The organism is Pseudomonas coronafaciens pv. oryzae str. 1_6 (genome assembly GCF_000156995.2).
Taxonomy (GTDB): Bacteria; Pseudomonadota; Gammaproteobacteria; order Pseudomonadales; family Pseudomonadaceae; genus Aquipseudomonas; species Aquipseudomonas tremae.
The window spans coordinates 1,186,470-1,202,706 of sequence record NZ_CP046035.1 but is presented as its reverse complement, the minus strand read 5'-3'; the positions used below and the strand labels follow the sequence as shown (position 1 = coordinate 1,202,706).

13 protein-coding genes are annotated in these 16,237 nt (G+C 58.0%); 10 read left to right on the top strand and 3 right to left on the bottom strand.

Going from position 1 to position 16,237, the window contains the following annotated elements:
• Nucleotides 1-5: 5 nt before the first annotated feature.
• The 7 genes from POR16_RS05360 (at nt 6) to POR16_RS05330 (ending at nt 10,373) form a co-directional block, all read left to right on the top strand.
• Complete coding sequence (locus tag POR16_RS05360; RefSeq protein ID WP_005889174.1) at nt 6-1,340, top strand: sigma-54-dependent transcriptional regulator; 1,335 nt, start codon at nt 6-8, stop codon at nt 1,338-1,340.
• A 224-nt stretch (nt 1,341-1,564) separates the two neighbouring features.
• The gene (locus POR16_RS05355) at nt 1,565-3,940 is read left to right on the top strand and encodes a PAS domain-containing protein (RefSeq protein ID WP_024671708.1); all 2,376 of its coding nucleotides are present in this window, start codon (nt 1,565-1,567) and stop codon (nt 3,938-3,940) included.
• 120 nt (nt 3,941-4,060) lie between these two features.
• Nucleotides 4,061-5,755, top strand: coding sequence for a molecular chaperone HscC (locus POR16_RS05350; protein WP_005889169.1), 1,695 nt, complete (start codon nt 4,061-4,063; stop codon nt 5,753-5,755).
• Complete coding sequence (locus tag POR16_RS05345; protein WP_122381060.1) at nt 5,752-7,296, top strand: J domain-containing protein; 1,545 nt, start codon at nt 5,752-5,754, stop codon at nt 7,294-7,296. Before POR16_RS05350 ends, POR16_RS05345 begins: the two co-directional genes overlap by 4 nt.
• A 211-nt stretch (nt 7,297-7,507) precedes the next feature.
• The gene (locus POR16_RS05340) at nt 7,508-8,833 is read left to right on the top strand and encodes an MFS transporter (RefSeq protein WP_005889166.1); all 1,326 of its coding nucleotides are present in this window, start codon (nt 7,508-7,510) and stop codon (nt 8,831-8,833) included.
• Between the two features lie 458 nt (nt 8,834-9,291).
• On the top strand, nt 9,292-9,609 hold the full coding sequence (locus POR16_RS05335) for a hypothetical protein (RefSeq protein ID WP_005889165.1): 318 nt from the start codon (nt 9,292-9,294) through the stop codon (nt 9,607-9,609).
• Nucleotides 9,610-9,749: 140 nt separating this feature from the next.
• Entirely contained in the window at nt 9,750-10,373 is a 624-nt protein-coding gene (locus POR16_RS05330; RefSeq protein ID WP_005889164.1) for a flavin reductase family protein, read from the top strand.
• 1 nt (nt 10,374) lies between these two features.
• Here POR16_RS05330 and POR16_RS05325 read toward each other — a convergent pair whose 3' ends face one another.
• Nucleotides 10,375-10,614 (bottom strand): hypothetical protein, encoded by a 240-nt coding sequence (locus POR16_RS05325; RefSeq protein ID WP_005889163.1) that lies wholly within the window; start codon nt 10,612-10,614, stop codon nt 10,375-10,377.
• Nucleotides 10,615-10,768: 154 nt separating this feature from the next.
• On the opposite strand from POR16_RS05325, the gene POR16_RS26240 reads away from it, so the two are divergent.
• Both POR16_RS26240 and POR16_RS05320 read left to right on the top strand, forming a co-directional pair.
• The gene (locus POR16_RS26240) at nt 10,769-10,939 is read left to right on the top strand and encodes a hypothetical protein (RefSeq protein ID WP_005889161.1); all 171 of its coding nucleotides are present in this window, start codon (nt 10,769-10,771) and stop codon (nt 10,937-10,939) included.
• Between the two features lie 126 nt (nt 10,940-11,065).
• The gene (locus tag POR16_RS05320; protein WP_024671712.1) at nt 11,066-12,562 is read left to right on the top strand and encodes an MDR family MFS transporter; all 1,497 of its coding nucleotides are present in this window, start codon (nt 11,066-11,068) and stop codon (nt 12,560-12,562) included.
• Nucleotides 12,563-12,576: 14 nt separating this feature from the next.
• Here POR16_RS05320 and POR16_RS05315 read toward each other — a convergent pair whose 3' ends face one another.
• Entirely contained in the window at nt 12,577-13,647 is a 1,071-nt protein-coding gene (locus POR16_RS05315; RefSeq protein WP_162010125.1) for a DUF3396 domain-containing protein, read from the bottom strand.
• A gap of 524 nt (nt 13,648-14,171) precedes the next feature.
• Nucleotides 14,172-14,819: an auxin-lysine conjugate-binding transcriptional regulator PmeR gene (gene pmeR / locus POR16_RS05310; protein ID WP_005889157.1), complete on the bottom strand. Its 648-nt coding sequence runs from the start codon at nt 14,817-14,819 to the stop codon at nt 14,172-14,174.
• A 255-nt stretch (nt 14,820-15,074) separates the two neighbouring features.
• Here pmeR and POR16_RS05305 point away from each other — a divergent pair, with 255 nt between their 5' ends.
• A complete protein-coding gene (locus POR16_RS05305; RefSeq protein ID WP_005889155.1) occupies nt 15,075-16,235 on the top strand; it encodes an efflux RND transporter periplasmic adaptor subunit in 1,161 nt (386 codons plus the stop codon).
• Nucleotides 16,236-16,237 lie beyond the last annotated feature (2 nt).

Genomic DNA, 16,237 nt, shown 5'->3' with positions numbered 1-16,237 from the left:
CCTGCATGTTGAATTCGGTCATCGTGGCAGACGACGAAGCGCCCATTCGGCAGGCCGTCGAGCAATGGCTGACGCTGTCGGGCTTCGAGGTTCAAGTCTTCGCGCGCGCCGAGGATTGCCTGGCACAGATACCCGAGCACTTTCCCGGCGTGGTGCTGACTGACGTCCGGATGCCCGGCATGGGCGGTCTGGAACTGCTGAATCGGCTGCAAAGCCTGGATCGAGGCCTGCCAGTCGTCCTCCTGACCGGCCATGGCGATGTGCCAATGGCTGTCGAGGCGATGCGTGATGGCGCCTACGATTTTCTGGAAAAACCTTTCAGCCCGGAAACCCTGATCAGCAACCTGCGTCGCGCGCTGGAGAAACGCCAGCTGGTTCTGGAAAACCGTCGCCTGCATGAACAAAGCGACACCCGGGCCCGGCTGGACGCCACCCTGCTCGGCGTATCGCCAAGCCTGCAGACGTTGCGCCGTCAGGTGCTGGAGCTGTCGCAACTGCCGGTCAACGTGATCATTCGTGGCGAAACCGGCAGCGGCAAAGAACTGGTTGCCCGTTGTCTGCACGATTTCGGGCCGCGTGCCGACAAACCGTTCGTTGCCCTCAACTGCGCGGCCATCCCCGAACACTTGTTCGAAGCCGAGCTGTTCGGGCACGAAAGCGGCGCATTCACTGGCGCACAGGGCAAGCGCATCGGCCGTCTGGAGTATGCCGACGGTGGCACTGTTTTTCTTGACGAGATAGAAAGCATGCCGATGGCCCAACAGGTCAAACTGCTGCGCGTTCTTCAGGACAAACGCCTTGAGCGGCTGGGTTCGAACCAGAGTATCCAGGTCGATCTGCGGATCATCGCGGCAACCAAACCGGACCTGCTCGAGGAGGCGCGTGCCGGACGGTTCCGGGAAGATCTGGCCTATCGCCTGAACGTCGCCGAGCTGCACCTGCCGCCGCTGCGCGATCGCCGTGAAGATATCCCGCAGCTGTTCATTCATTTCACCAGAACCGCCGCCGAGCGCCTCGGACGGCAAGCGCCAGTCCTGGATGCCGAGCGCCTGAGCCAGTTGCTCAGCCACGACTGGCCCGGCAATGTACGTGAGCTGGCCAACGCCGCAGAGCGCCAGGCACTGGGCCTGGAGTTGAGCCCGCCGGAGTCTGCCACTCAGTCGCCGGGGCAATCTCTGGCTGCGCGCCAGGAAGCCTTCGAAGCGCAATGCCTGCGCGCGTCGCTGACCCGTCACAAAGGTGATATCAAGGCGGTGCTCAATGAGTTGCAACTGCCGCGTCGCACGCTCAACGAGAAGATGCAACGGCATGCGTTGGTGCGGGAAATGTTTCTGGGTTGAAAGCGTTGAACATTCCGCCTGGCATCTTCAGGCGGTAACCGAACATTTCACGCGGCACCATGTCTGCATACTGTCGCGACCAAATGAGGGCGTGATGGCTGGATACATAAATGGCATAATGACATTATGCCGGCATTGGCTATTCAGCTCACTTGGGCAGTACGAAAGATGGGGCATTTTCTACCGTGAGCATACCCCTCGACCTCCCACTGGGGGGCGGCGAAATGGGCCGGCTTATCCGAGACACAGACTGGTCGACGTCTGCGCTGGGACCGAAGCAAGCGTGGCCTGCGGCACTGCTGTCCGCAATGAACCTGATGCTCAGTTGCCCGGACAGCATGTACCTGCTCTGGGGGCCAGATTTTACCCTGTTCTTCAATGACGCTTATTGCCAGGTCTTGCCCGTCACTGCGCAAGCAGCGCAAGGCCGTCCCATCGCTGCGATCTGGGGCGATGCCTGGGAAGCCGTGCGCCCGCTGGCCGAGCAGGCGCTTGCCGGACACAGTTGTCGGTCGGACAATATCCGCCGCGTTATTGTTCGAAACGGAAGGACTGAACAGACATGGTGGTCGCTGTCGTACTCGCCCCTTTACGGTGATACCGGCCAGATCGAGGGCATCTTCTGTCGTGTCAACGAAACCACCTCGCAGGTGCTTGCCGAAGTCAGACAGTCCGAGAGCGAAGCGTTCACCAATCGGGTGCTGTCGAGCATCAATGACTGCATCAAGGTGCTTGATCTCGACGCGCGTCTGACCTTCATGAGTGAAGGCGGACAACGGGTGATGGAGGTCAGTGATTTCAACGCGATTGTCGGCTGTCCATGGCCTGATTTCTGGCAGGACCAGGGCAATCTGGACGCCATTGCTGCAGTGGAAGCAGCGCGAGCGGGTCAGAACGCCAGCTTCACGGGCTCGGCGCAGACCATAAAGGGCGCCACCAAATGGTGGCATGTGCAGGTCAGCCCTATTTTCGGCAAGGATGGCAAACCAGAGAAAATCCTCTGCGTATCCCGTGACATGACGCAGCTCAGAGACGCTGAAGAAGCTCTGCTATCGCTCAACGAAACCCTTGAACAGCGAGTGGTGGAGCGCACCCAGGATCGTGACCGTATCTGGCGCCTGTCCACCGACCTGATGCTGGTGGCGCAATTCGACGGCATTATCTCGGCAGTCAATCCGGCCTGGACTCAGGCACTGGGCTGGTCGGAAGAACAATTGCTCGACAGTCAGTTTCTGGCACTGGTGCATCCCGATGATGTGCAAAGCACCCTGGCGGCCATGAGCGGGCTGGAAAGCGGCCAGACCATCCCGCACTTCAAGAATCGCTACCGCCATATGGACGGTTCATACAGGACCATTTCCTGGACCGCTGTGCCGGACAAGCAATTCATCCATGCCGTCGGCCGCGACATTCAGGCCGAAGAAGAAGCCAACCGGGCGTTGCAGCTTTCTCAGGAAGCGCTGCATCAAGCGCAGAAACTCGAAGCCATCGGGCAACTGACCGGTGGTGTCGCGCATGACTTCAACAACCTGCTGACGGTTATTCGCTCTTGCAGCGACTTGCTGAAATCCCAGAACCTTGAAGAAGCCCGACGCACGAAATACGTCGAAGCCATCTCCAGCACAGTGGATCGCGCCGCGCGTCTGACCGGCCAGTTGCTGGCGTTTGCGCGCCGTCAGGCATTGCAACCGGAAGTGTTCGATGTCTGCAAAAGCGTGGAGCGCATTGGCGAGATGATGGACACACTCACCGGCGCGCGCATTCAGGTAGACATCGACCTGCCCGCCGGACCGTGCTTTATCTTCGCCGACGGCAGCCAGTTCGACACCGCGCTGGTCAATATGGTGGTCAACGCCAGGGACGCTATGTCAGGTTCGGGCCGGCTCACGATCAAGGTCGAATGCGCCGCCTGCGATTCTGCCGACCTGGCCCCGTCGCTCAGCGATGGCAATTATGTAACCGTGTCGCTGACAGACACCGGCGCCGGTATCGCCAAGGATAAACTCGGCCTGATTTTCGAGCCCTTCTACACCACCAAGAGCGTTGGCCAGGGTACAGGCCTGGGCCTGTCGCAGGTTTTCGGTTTCGCCAAACAGTCGGGCGGCGAAGTATTGGTCGAGAGCGAACTGGGCAGCGGAAGCCGTTTTACATTGTGTCTGCCCAGCGCCCGGAATCATGAAGTCATTGCCGAGGACAAAAACTGTGCCCTCGCGGCGTTGCCCGGTTTGTGCGTGCTGATGGTCGAAGACAATCAGGACATCGGCACTTACACCCGCCCGATGCTGGAGCAACTGGGCTTTCAGGTACTTTGGGTGACGAGTGCTCGTGAGGCATTGCATGAACTTTCCGGCAACCCCGAAAACTTTCACGTGGTGTTCTCGGATATCGCCATGCCAGGCATGAGCGGCCTGGAGCTTTACGCCGAAATCGAAGCACGCTATCCGTGGATGCCGGTTGTCCTGACCACAGGCTACAGCACTGAATTTGCGACCATCGCCCAAGACGAGACACAGCGTTTCGACCTGCTGCAGAAGCCCTACTCCAGGGAAGACCTGGCCGCGCTGCTGCACAAGGCAGTGAGTCGCAGCGGGGAATACTGAGGGTGTGGATTCGTATGAATCCAGGCACTCACGGCGCATAAAACCAAGACAACACCGGCTGCCTTGATTCAGAATCACGCAAAACAGCGCAATACTCTTAGAGCAGGGAGCATTTTCGAGATGATCGTCGGTATTGATCTGGGCACCACCAACAGTCTGGTTGCGGTCTGGCGCGATGGCAGCAGCCAACTGGTGACCAACGCACTGGGAGAAACACTCACCCCCAGCGTCGTCGGCCTGGACGACGACGGCCATATTCTGGTCGGCAAAGCCGCCCGCGAGCGGTTGCAGACCCACCCGGACAAAACCACCGCTCTGTTCAAACGCTACATGGGCAGCGCTCAGGAAATTCGCCTGGGATCTGCTACCTACCGCCCGGAAGAGCTGTCCTCGCTGGTCCTCAAAAGCCTTAAAGCCGATGTAGAGCGTGCGTTCGGCGAGCCTGTTACCGAAGCCGTCATCAGCGTTCCAGCGTATTTCAGCGATGCACAGCGCAAAGCCACACGTATCGCCGGTGAACTGGCGGGCCTGAAAGTCGAAAAACTCATCAATGAACCCACGGCCGCAGCGCTGGCGTACGGGTTACACCAAAAAGAAGGCGAAACCTCGTTTCTGGTCTTCGATCTGGGTGGCGGCACGTTCGATATTTCGATTCTGGAACTCTTCGACGGCGTGATGGAAGTGCGGGCCAGCGCAGGCGACAACTTTCTCGGCGGTGAGGATTTCGATCAGCTGATGGTCGAGCACTTTCAGACCCTGCACCGGGACGAAGCAGACTTCCCTGCTACATCGCTGATAGCCCCAGCCCTGAAACGCGAAGCCGAACGGGTGCGCAAGGCACTGGGCCAGGAAAGCAGTACCGACTTCGTGTTGCGCCACGCAGACAGGGAGTGGCGCAAGACCATTACCCAGGAGCAGATGGGCGAACTGTATGCGCCGCTGCTCAACCGCCTTCGCGCGCCTGCCGAACGCGCACTTCGAGATGCCAGGATACGCGTGGCCGATCTTGACGAGATCCTGCTGGTAGGCGGCACGACGCGCATGCCGCTGATCCGCAAGCTTGCAGCCAGCCTGTTCGGACGCTTTCCGTCCATTGCACTCAACCCCGATGAAATCGTTGCTCAAGGGGCTGCAGTGCAGGCCGCGCTCAAGCAGCGTGATGCAGCACTCGAAGAAATCGTGCTTACCGATGTGTGCCCCTACACGCTGGGTATCGCGACCACCTCGCAGATTGGCAATCGTTACGAGAGCGGTCATTACCTGCCAATCATCGAGCGCAATAGCGTCGTGCCTGTCAGCCGGGTGAAAACGGTCTGTACCGTTCTGGATGATCAGGAACAGGTACTGGTGCGGATATTTCAGGGCGAAAGCCGCTTGGTAAAAGACAACATCGCACTGGGCGAACTGAACATTCAGATACCCAAGGCCAAGGCTGGCGAGGTGTCGCTGGATGTGCGATTCACCTACGACAACAACGGCTTGCTGGAGGCCGATGTGGTGACACAGCTGACCGGAGAACGTCACAAGCTGGTCATCGAAAACAACCCGGGCGTGATGACGCCGGAAGAAATACAGGAGCGTCTTCTGGTTCTGGAAGCGCTCAAGGTTCATCCGCGCGAACAGCAGGCCAATACTCATCTGATTGCCCGACTCGAACGGCTCTATCAGGAGTGCCTGGGCAGTGATCGAGACCTTATCGACCACTGGACCACTCAGTTCCAACACGTCCTGGAGAGTCAGGACGAGCGGCAGATCAACGAAATCCGCAAGCAACTCAAGCAGGAAGTCGACAAGTTCGAGCAGGGCACACGATGAAGGACTGCTGGGCCGTACTCGAACTTGAGCAGGATGCTGACGAGCGCAGTGTCAAACGACAATATGCGCGACTGTTGAAGGTCAACCGTCCTGACGAAGATCCGGTCGCCTTCCAGACCCTGCGTGACGCATACGAACAGGCGCTCGAACGTGCACGGGCGCGCGCATTTGAACAGGACGAGCCGGCAGCATTGCGTGAACCGCCGATAGCGCCCTTGCCTGCCCTGCGTCAGACAGAGAGCGTGGTCGAGCAGCAATCATTCGACTTGCAGGCCCACGTCAGGCAGACCACGGCGCAGAACCTGCCCGAACAACATCAGGTCGCAATGGAGCATGGCCACGGTGAACGCTTTCAGCAAATGTTGCTGCTGGAGTGCCTGAACGATTCTGCGCACCATGTAGAGCGGATCAACGCCGCCTTCGAACACCTGCGCTGGCTGACCGTATGGCAAGCCATCCACATCAGCAGCCATCACCAATATGCGCTGGCCGACGCGATACTGCGTGAAGCATTCGATCGGTTCAGCGCACTGATCGAAAGCGGCCAGCACGCAAGCTTTCTAGACGAGCTCCGGGCGCTCGAACAGCAGCCCTGGCTGAGTGAACTGGAGCGCCGAGAGCATTTGCAATGCCGGTGCATGGTGCTGCTGATTGCCAGTAAAAACCTCACCGTCGACCTGTTTGAACAGACCAGTGCAGTGTTTGGCTGGAGCATGGGGCATAACGTCCATCCCGGCCCTGAAGACCTGTGGCAGACCTTGCGGGACCGCTGGGAAGAAGTCGAATATGACGAGTACCTGCGCCGCATCCTTGAATCGAAACCACAAACGGCCGAAGCGAAGGCTGCGCACTTGTTGTTCAAGCCACCCCGCCTGGCTGCACGCCTGCGCATGGCAAGGAAGTACGATGAGTCGGTGTGGAATGCCTGTGAGCACATCTGCGAACAACTGACCGTCCGCTTCCCGGACATTTTGCAGCGTTACCCCGAGGCAGACCTGAACGCCTGGAAGCTGATGCGTATGCAGAGCGATTTCAGGCCGCTGATCTGGGTGTATATCGGAGCGTTCCTGCTGGAGTTGCTCGCGCCTCAGGCACCACCTGCCGGCATGGAGTACAACGCAGGAACAAGGGTGATAGAGCTGTTCCTGTCGCCATTCTGGACCTTGGTCGGCTTTTTCATCTTTATCTGCATCTGGCGTCCGCTGATGGTTCTGGCAGAGCCTGCCGACGCCTGGCTGAGCACAAAATTACTGCCCAAGGCCGTGAGCTGGCCCGGCACTCAAGTGCTGATTTTGCGCCACGGTATTCCGTTTCTGTTCCTCGGGCTGTTTTATGCCCTCAGTGGCCCAAGGACGCTTCTGGTCTACCTGCTGCTTGCCGTGCTGTGGATCGTCTTGTCTCCCTATCGCTACCTTTATCAGACCGCGCCTGCCCGACAGAAAATTCGCCAGTTTTACCTGAGACATACCGTGCTGGTGGTTATCACCACATTGAGCATAGTCATGGGCACGATGCTGTTCGCATCCAAGCTGAGCAGCTGATTAATCTTCAGCCGGCCATCGACTGACAGCTAACGAAACAGATCTTCGGCAACTTTCCGCCTACTCGCTACCGGTGGGTAGGCGGAAAGTTGCTCATCCGCTCGACAAAACCGCTCTGGAACAAGCCCTCATGGTGTGGCACAGGTCCTGCTATGGAACTGGTCAGGGCAGCGCATGCCTCTTCTAAAAATAATGAAAGACAAGGAACATCATGGAAACCTCCACACCCGCCTCCCACGGACCGGCTGCCAGCATTGCCGGTCAAAAAACCACCTCCAGCCGCCTCAAATCCATTTTCAGTGGCTCAATCGGCAACATGGTCGAGTGGTACGACTGGTACGTCTACGCCGCCTTTTCGCTGTACTTCGCCAAAGCCTTCTTTCCCAAAGGCGACACCACCGCCCAGTTGCTCAACACTGCTGCGATCTTCGCCGTTGGCTTTCTGATGCGCCCCATCGGGGGCTGGCTGATGGGCCTTTACGCCGACTACAAAGGCCGCAAGGCCGCGCTGATGGCCTCGGTACTGCTGATGTGCTTTGGCTCACTGATCATCGCCCTGACCCCGGGCTATGAAAGCATCGGCGTCGGCGCGCCGATCATGCTGGTGTTTGCCAGACTGCTTCAAGGCCTGTCGGTCGGCGGCGAATACGGCACATCGGCGACTTATCTCAGCGAGATGGCTACCAAGGAACGTCGCGGCTTCTTCTCCAGCTTTCAGTACGTCACGCTGATTTCCGGTCAGCTTATCGCTCTGGGTGTGTTGATCGTGCTGCAGCAGACACTCACTACTGAACAGCTGTACGCCTGGGGCTGGCGCATTCCGTTCGTCATCGGTGCCTTGTGCGCAATCGTCGCGCTGTTCCTGCGTCGCGGCATGGAAGAGACCGAGTCATTCACTCGCAAGAAAAAGGAAAAGCCCAAGGAAAGCCTGATGCGCACATTGATGCGCCATCCCAAGGAGCTGATGACGGTAGTCGGCCTGACCATGGGCGGTACGCTGGCTTTCTATACCTACACCACCTACATGCAGAAGTACCTGGTCAACACTGTCGGCATGAGCATCACTGATTCGACCTCGATATCGGCAGCGACGCTGTTCCTGTTCATGCTGCTGCAACCCGTCATCGGTGCGCTGTCCGACAAAGTAGGGCGACGTCCGATTTTGATCGCTTTTGGCGTATTGGGCACGCTGTGTACAGTCCCGATTCTGACCACGTTGCACACCATTCAGACCTGGTGGGGCGCATTCTTCCTGATCATGGCGGCGCTGATCATCGTCAGTGGCTATACGTCGATAAACGCCGTGGTCAAAGCAGAGCTCTTCCCGACCGAGATCCGCGCACTGGGTGTGGGCCTGCCTTATGCCCTGACAGTGTCGATATTCGGTGGCACTGCGGAATACATCGCACTGTGGTTCAAGAGCATCGGCATGGAAACCGGCTACTACTGGTACGTGACAGCCTGCATTGCCTGCTCGCTACTGGTATATGTGTTCATGAAAGACACCCGCAAACACTCACGGATCGAGACAGACTGATCGAGCACAACGCGCGCCACACGTAAAAGCCTGTCGGCCAAAGGTGTGAGGAACGAGAGCTGTCTGGTACAGCTCTCGTTCCAGCGCTTCGCGCCGCATATCTACCGGCTTTATCATTTACACCATCGATACAACACGCGCGAAATAGCGTCGAGGCTACACTGGCAGTTGCAACCAAGTGTTTCAATACAGTGCACTTATTCCGTGATATCTGGCGATAACTCGTTGAATAAATGATACTTCCAGTTTGTCAAGAGCCTTTATTACAAGGTTTTTCAGAATATGCATCAGCCGAGTGCATTTTTGCTCGCGAGGCCCGAAACAGGAGCGTTACAGCCCACTATCATTTTCAGCGATGATCGCTAGCATTCCTATTAACTTCTTAATAATCCGCTGACGCGTAGCATTGCCTCCATACCGGGATGACAACTCACCCGACACTTATTGGAGACATCATCATGAAAACGACTAAATTGATCTTCGGCCTGGCTTTCTCTGTTCTGGCTTCCAGTGCATTTGCACTTCCAGTCACCACGGTGAGCAATGATCTGTCGACTTCAACCATTGTTGCTGAGGGCGGCACCAAGCACACCAACGTCGGCTCGATCCGCGTATCGGCTGACGGCGCCGACCACGTTGGTGCAAATCGTCTGGCTGCTGATGGCGCAGATCGCGTAGGTGCAAACCGCCAGGCCGCCGACGGCGCTGACCATGTAGGTGCCAACCGCCTGGCAGCCGACGGTGCAGACCGCGTAGGTGCCAACCGTCTGGGTTGATCCAGCAAGCTACACTTCAGGCCCGGTTCATGCCGGGCTTCTTCATGTCTGGCCCAAGCTGAAACAAACGCTGCTCTGGCATCCTTCGCCAATGCGCAGCACTATGTTCCCACCCCATCTCGAGCTATCAGGAATAAAGCATGTCAGACGCCATTCACTCCTACGAGCCATCCAAAGGTCACGGCCTGCCTCATGACCCGTTCAATGCGATTGTAGGTCCACGCCCGATTGGCTGGATTTCATCTCAGGATGCCAACGGCAAGCTGAATCTGGCGCCCTACAGCTTTTTCAACGCATTCAATTACGTGCCACCGATCATTGGCTTTTGCAGCGTAGGGCGAAAGGACAGTCTCAACAACATCGAGCAGACCGGCGAATTTGTCTGGAACCTGGCGACCCGCTCCCTGGCCGAGGCCATGAATCAGAGCTGCGCGCCAGTGGCGCCCGATGTCAGCGAGTTCGAGCTGGCTAACCTGACGCCGCTGGCGTCGCAGATCGTGGCAGTACCTCGCGTAATGGAAACGCCGGTGTCGTTCGAGTGCAAAGTCACGCAGATCATTCAGTTGCAACGCGCAGACAAGGAACTGGTGCCCAGTTGGTTGATTCTGGGCGAAGTGGTGGCGATACACATCGACAAATCCCTGTTGAAGGATGGCGTCTACGACACCGCCGCCGCAGAGCCGATACTGCGCGGCGGCGGTCCTGCAGACTACTTCCAGCTTGGGCCGGAAGCGCTGTTCAAAATGTTCCGCCCGGGCGCCTGAATCAGGCATCCGCCCACAGCGGTTCCCCCTCGGCATCGATGCCGGTCAGACGCTGCAGTTCCTGAGCAGCGGCCAGGTCGGCATCGTCTGCGGTCTTGAACGTCTGCTCGGGTAACAGGGCCTGGAAACGCGGCGCACCGCCAGCGCCCAGACCCTTGATGGCAATCGCCGCCCGATAACCCTGCTCGGAAGGCATTACTGCCGAAACCACTTCAAACCCGTTGTATTCCTTGCGCGCCATGTGCCTGCCCCCTGCGTGTTCATCAAAAATGTGAATTCTAGCGCGTCCATCATGCCGCTGGCTTTGATGATGACAACCGACGCAATACTCAACCTTGTCCTACACTCTAATCAGTCCTTTCGAACTGCTCTGTAGCCGAGACAAGGAATGCGTCATGAAAGTAAAAACAAGAAAATGCATGGCTGTAATGGGTGCTCTCGCGGTGCTGGCTGTTTACGCAGCAGGTGCCTATCGCAACGAACTGGCGCGCCAGGCGCCTCAGGTCGCCAGCTGCACGTTTGGTCATTGCGTGCCGACCGACGCAACCTTCAGCGTCTTGCGATGACGCTCATCCTGCGCAACAGCGTTGCCATTCAGCAAAGGTAGCTATCGATTAGCAAGCTATCGGATTAGACTGGTCAGACTCTCCCGCCGCCATTGAGGCGGGTCAACACTGCCATCGGGTTTTGCCTTGACCAGTCTTACTCAAACGCCTCCGGCCATTCGCAGCATTTTGTTCGCGTTGATGATGGCAGTGCTGCTTAGCGCGCTCGATCAGACCATTGTTGCTGTCTCGATGCCGGCCATTTCCGCCCAGTTCCGGGACATCGACCTACTGGCGTGGGTCATATCCGCCTACATGGTTTCGTTGACCGTGGCCGTCCCTATATATGGCAAGCTGGGCGACCTTTACGGCCGACGCAAATTGATGCTGTTCGGGCTGGGCATGTTTACCCTTGCCTCGTTGTTCTGCGGCCTGGCGCAAAGCATGGAACAGCTGGTCTTGGCGCGCGTCCTTCAAGGCATAGGCGCGGGAGGCATGGTCTCGGTAAGCCAGGCAATCATTGCCGACATCGTTCCACCCCGTGAGCGGGGTCGTTATCAGGGTTATTTCAGCAGCATGTATGCCGTCGCCAGCGTCGCGGGGCCGGTATTGGGTGGCCTGATGACCGAGTACCTGTCCTGGCGTTGGGTTTTCCTGATCAATCTTCCGCTCGGCGCTGCCGCCCTGATAGTCGCCTACCGCACCCTCATCGGCCTGCCGGTTCCGCAACGCAAGCCGATAATCGATTATCTGGGCACAGTGTTCATGATCATCGGGCTAACCGCACTGCTGCTGGGCATAACCGAGATCGGTCAAGGGCATGGTCTGGGTGACAGCCAGGTTCAACTGCTGTTAGGCACAGCCCTGTTGACCCTCGCGATTTTTGTCTGGTACGAACGCCGCGCTGCAGAACCTTTGCTGCCCATGCATCTGTTTGCCAATAAAAGCGCAGTGCTGTGCTGGTGTACTGTCTTTTTTACCAGCTTCCAGGCCATTTCCCTGATTGTTCTGATGCCCCTGCGTTATCAGACAGTCACTGGCGGCGGTGCCGACAGCGCTGCCCTGCACTTGCTTCCGCTGGCCATAGGCATGCCGATGGGGGCATATTTTGCCGGGCGCCGTACCGCGCACACCGGACGCTACAAACCTCTGATCCTTACCGGGGCGCTGCTGATGCCGGTCGCCATTCTGGGCATGGCGTTCATGCCACCCCAATCGCTGGTGATGACAAGCGTGTTCATGGTCCTGACCGGTATCGCGACCGGCATGCAGTTCCCGACTTCGCTGGTCGGCACCCAGAATGCGGTCCAGCCTCGGGACATGGGGGTCGCCACCAGCACTACCAATCTTTTCCGTTCGCTGGGGGGCGCGGTGGGCGTGGCGCTGATGTCGGCATTGCTGCTGGCCATGTTGCAGCACACCGGGGTCGGTCAGCTCGGCGCAGGCGCGCTGGGTGGCGAAGGCGGCTCTGGCAATATTCTGCTCGACAGTTTGAATGCTGCTACCGGGCCAGCACTTGAGAGCCTGCGCGCCGAGCTGGCGTTGACGTTCAGAAATCTGCTGATCACCAGTGCGGCTATTTCGCTACTCGGCCTGGCCGCAGCCGCCGCCATGCCAAATACCTTGTTGCGGGGCCGGGATTGAATCGTCCCTGTGCGTCAGGACGACATGCCGGCCCAAAACCACTGGGTCTTCTTGCTTTTTACATGGGCAAAGGCAGGCATCAGTTCGCCTTCGGTGAAATGTCGCCGTGAGCCGAACTGCGCGCTACTGAACCAGCAGCCCGACCGCGGACATGCCTGCCCGGCATCCACTGGCGGCAAGGGTTTTTCATCGAACCGGGCATACCATTGCGCAGTGGTTTCTTCGGTAAAGCCGATACCGGGTGCCAGGTAGGGATGAAGATTGCCGGTGTCCTGCAGGCGAATCGGTTTGATGACTCGATTGACCGTGACATAAGGCTGCGGTGGCGGCAAACCTCTACCGCCCAATTCGGGCACAGCACCTGCGCGAATAATCAGACCATTGCGATAGCTGTGAAACACGATGTCGCTGTGCGCGCTCATCTCCCCACGCAATCGGTCGCTACCCCCCAACTGCCTGACGAACCCTTCACCCAGCACCGTGTACCAACTGACACCCTTGATCCGGTCGAGCAAACGCAGGCTTTCTATGTGCGGGCCGGGGTCCACCATCAGCCCCGGGTAATCCTGGGCGAGCCGATATTCCCACGGCAGATATTGATGACCATCGCAAGGCAGCACACAGGCCAGCCCGCCAAAACCGTGTTCGGCCTGCACTTCGCTGCTCAGGTACCTGATCCAGGCTTCGTAGTGTTTCAACCCGTCAGGCTCGCTCAGGTACGACACTGGCAGCACCATCTTCAGGCATGAGCGGTCGTTTTCCGCCTGCCCTTGCGACGTGTTCATCACAAACAGGCTGTACATCGCGACCTCAGCCTGGGTAGCACTGGCAATTGACCACGTGAACTGCTCATGCGCAAGGCTCTCTACAACCTGACGGCGGGTTGAAGCAAAGCCGGACCCGCTCAAACGACGCATGCGCTTGAACAATTGCCATTTGAGCCTGGTCTTGAATGTGTCGTAAAAGCGCGAAAAGCAGGCATCGACCCGACGCTTCATCTCTGCAGTATGACCATTGCGAAAATACAGCGTGGTGATCAGCCCCAGGCGGATCACCGGCATTCCCAGCGGGGAATCCACCCCCATACGTTCGGACTGCGGCGCGAGCCTGGCCAGCAACCTCACGACGTCAGCTCCGACGCCTGACATCAGCGACCCTCCCTGCAACGGCAGTATCCAGGCGTGCCCCACTGCGCTGGTTTGCTTCACAGCTCTGGATGACGCCCCGTTGATAGCCGACAGCACGCTGGCCATAGCCATGATCATCTGTATGGGCATCAATGAGGCTGACACTGGTTGTCGGGCAAGCAGGCGCAAGATTCGGCAAAAACATGCAACCGTCCTCTCTTCTGGGCTTTCAGGACGCGCAGAGTGAAGGGAGTTTTCCCACGGAGCAATACTCGAAAATTACTTTGGGAAATCAGCTACATGTATCAGGAAATGTCCTACCTGCTTCCTACAAATTTTTGTAAGTTCGCAGGACAATGGATCGTCATCGGCGGGCACCGTCAGGACAAACGGTTAACATAGTCGGTGAAAGCCGATTTCTATAGAGCATTGACAGAGTCAGGCCCTGTGCGAAAGCTCGGCTCGTCACGAGCGCATATCTTTCAGACCGCCACCGCCTGGCGGCGCAAGGTCGGGCTGTAGCGAAGCATGTCCAGACACACATCCACCAGTTGCTCGGCTTCTGCAGGCAGCGAAAAACTGTCTGGCACCAATAGCCACTGATAAATTATCCCGTTGACGTAGGAAAACAGAGCAACCGCTGCCCGGCCGGTGTCCAGGCCTTGGGGAAGTTGCCCCTGGCGAACGGCATTGTTCAGCCCCAGGGTGATACGGTCATGACACTGGATGGCGTTGTCCTGGCGTTGACGACGAAAATCACACATCTCATCCGTAAACTCGCACTTGTGAAAAAGGATTTCATTGATGCGACGGGTTTTCGGGTCCAGCGCGAGCTCATGAAACAGATGAATCAGCAGGTCTCTCATGCAACCCAGCGGGTCTTCCTCTTCCTCGCTCTGGCTGGCTTGCGACATTTCGTCGAGCGGTTCCTGGAGGCTGTCGAGCATTGCCTGAACCAGATCGGCCTTGTTGTTGAAGTGCCAATAGATAGCCCCACGCGTCACACCGGCAAGCGTCGCAATATCAGCAAGCGTGGTGCGAGCAACGCCTCGCTCATAAAAAGCCTGCTCGGCCGCCTCCAGAATCTGGCTGCGGGTTATCTGAGCTTCTTCTTTGGTGCGACGAACCATGGCAATAAAACCTCAAGAAATTCACCTCAGGCACCTGTCTGGACGAGTACCTGGATACATAACCGGGCGGCATTTGTCTCGCCTTGTCCCGAATCGGCTATCGGCACACTGGAGAGTGGCCAAATGCGCATCGCGGGTGTTTACAAACAACCGCGAATGTAAGTATATTCCTTAGCATGCTACTTATCTAGCCGAAATATTTTTTTACACTTCAACGTACTGTTGAGATAACAGGCTCCTGCCCCGAGGATCTTCATGCAATTCAAGCCAGCTGTTACCGTTCTGGTCACTGCCGTCGCCCTGGCAACACTGCTCAGTGGCTGTAGCAAGAAGGAACAGGCCGCCCCGCCTGCGCAAACCCCTCAGGTCGGCGTCGTTACCATCAAAGCTCAGCCTTACACCCTGACCACCGAACTTCCGGGCAGGACCACTGCATTCCGTGTAGCCGAGGTTCGTCCTCAGGTGAATGGCATCATTCTCAAGCGCCTGTTCACCGAGGGCGGCGACGTCAAGGCAGGTCAGCAGCTGTATCAGATCGATCCGGCTGTCTATGAGGCCAATGCCAACAGTGCCAAGGCCACCTTGCAGTCCGCCAAGTCGATGTCTGATCGCTACAAGCAACTGGTCAGCGAGCAAGCGGTCAGTCGTCAGGAGTACGACACCGCTCTGGCCTCGACCCAGGAAGCTCAGGCCGCCCTGCAGACCGCTCAGATAAACCTGCGCTACACCAAGGTACTCGCGCCGATTTCCGGCCGGATTGGCCGCTCTGCCGTCACCGAAGGTGCTCTGGTGAGCAGCGCCCAGACTGACGCAATGGCGACCATTCAGCAGCTCGATCCCATCTACGTGGACGTGGTGCAGTCATCTTCCGACATGCTCAAGCTGCGCAACGACCTGGACAGCGGCAAATTGCAGAAGTCAGGCGACAACGCCGCCAAGGTCAAGCTGACCCTGGAAGACAACAGCGCCTATGCCCAGGAAGGCAAGCTGGAGTTCTCCGAAGTGTCGGTAGACCAGACCACCGGCTCCGTCACCTTGCGTGCCGTATTCCCGAACCCGGAACACCGCCTGCTGCCAGGCATGTTCGTTCACGCGCAACTGCAGGCCGGCGTCAATTCGAAAGCCATCCTGGCCCCTCAACAAGGTGTCACACGCGACCTCAAAGGCACGCCGACCGCGATGGTGGTCAACCAGGACAACAAGGTTGAATTGCGCACGCTGGTAGCCAACCGCACGGTGGGCAGCGACTGGCTGATCGAAGACGGTCTGAAAGAAGGTGATCGTGTCATCACCGAAGGCCTGCAATACGTCAAACCAGGTGCAGAAGTGAAAGTCGCCGAAGCGACCAACGTTAAAGGAGCAAACCCGGCGCCTGCCCCGGCCACTGATAAAGCCGCAGGCAGCAAAGGGGAGTAACC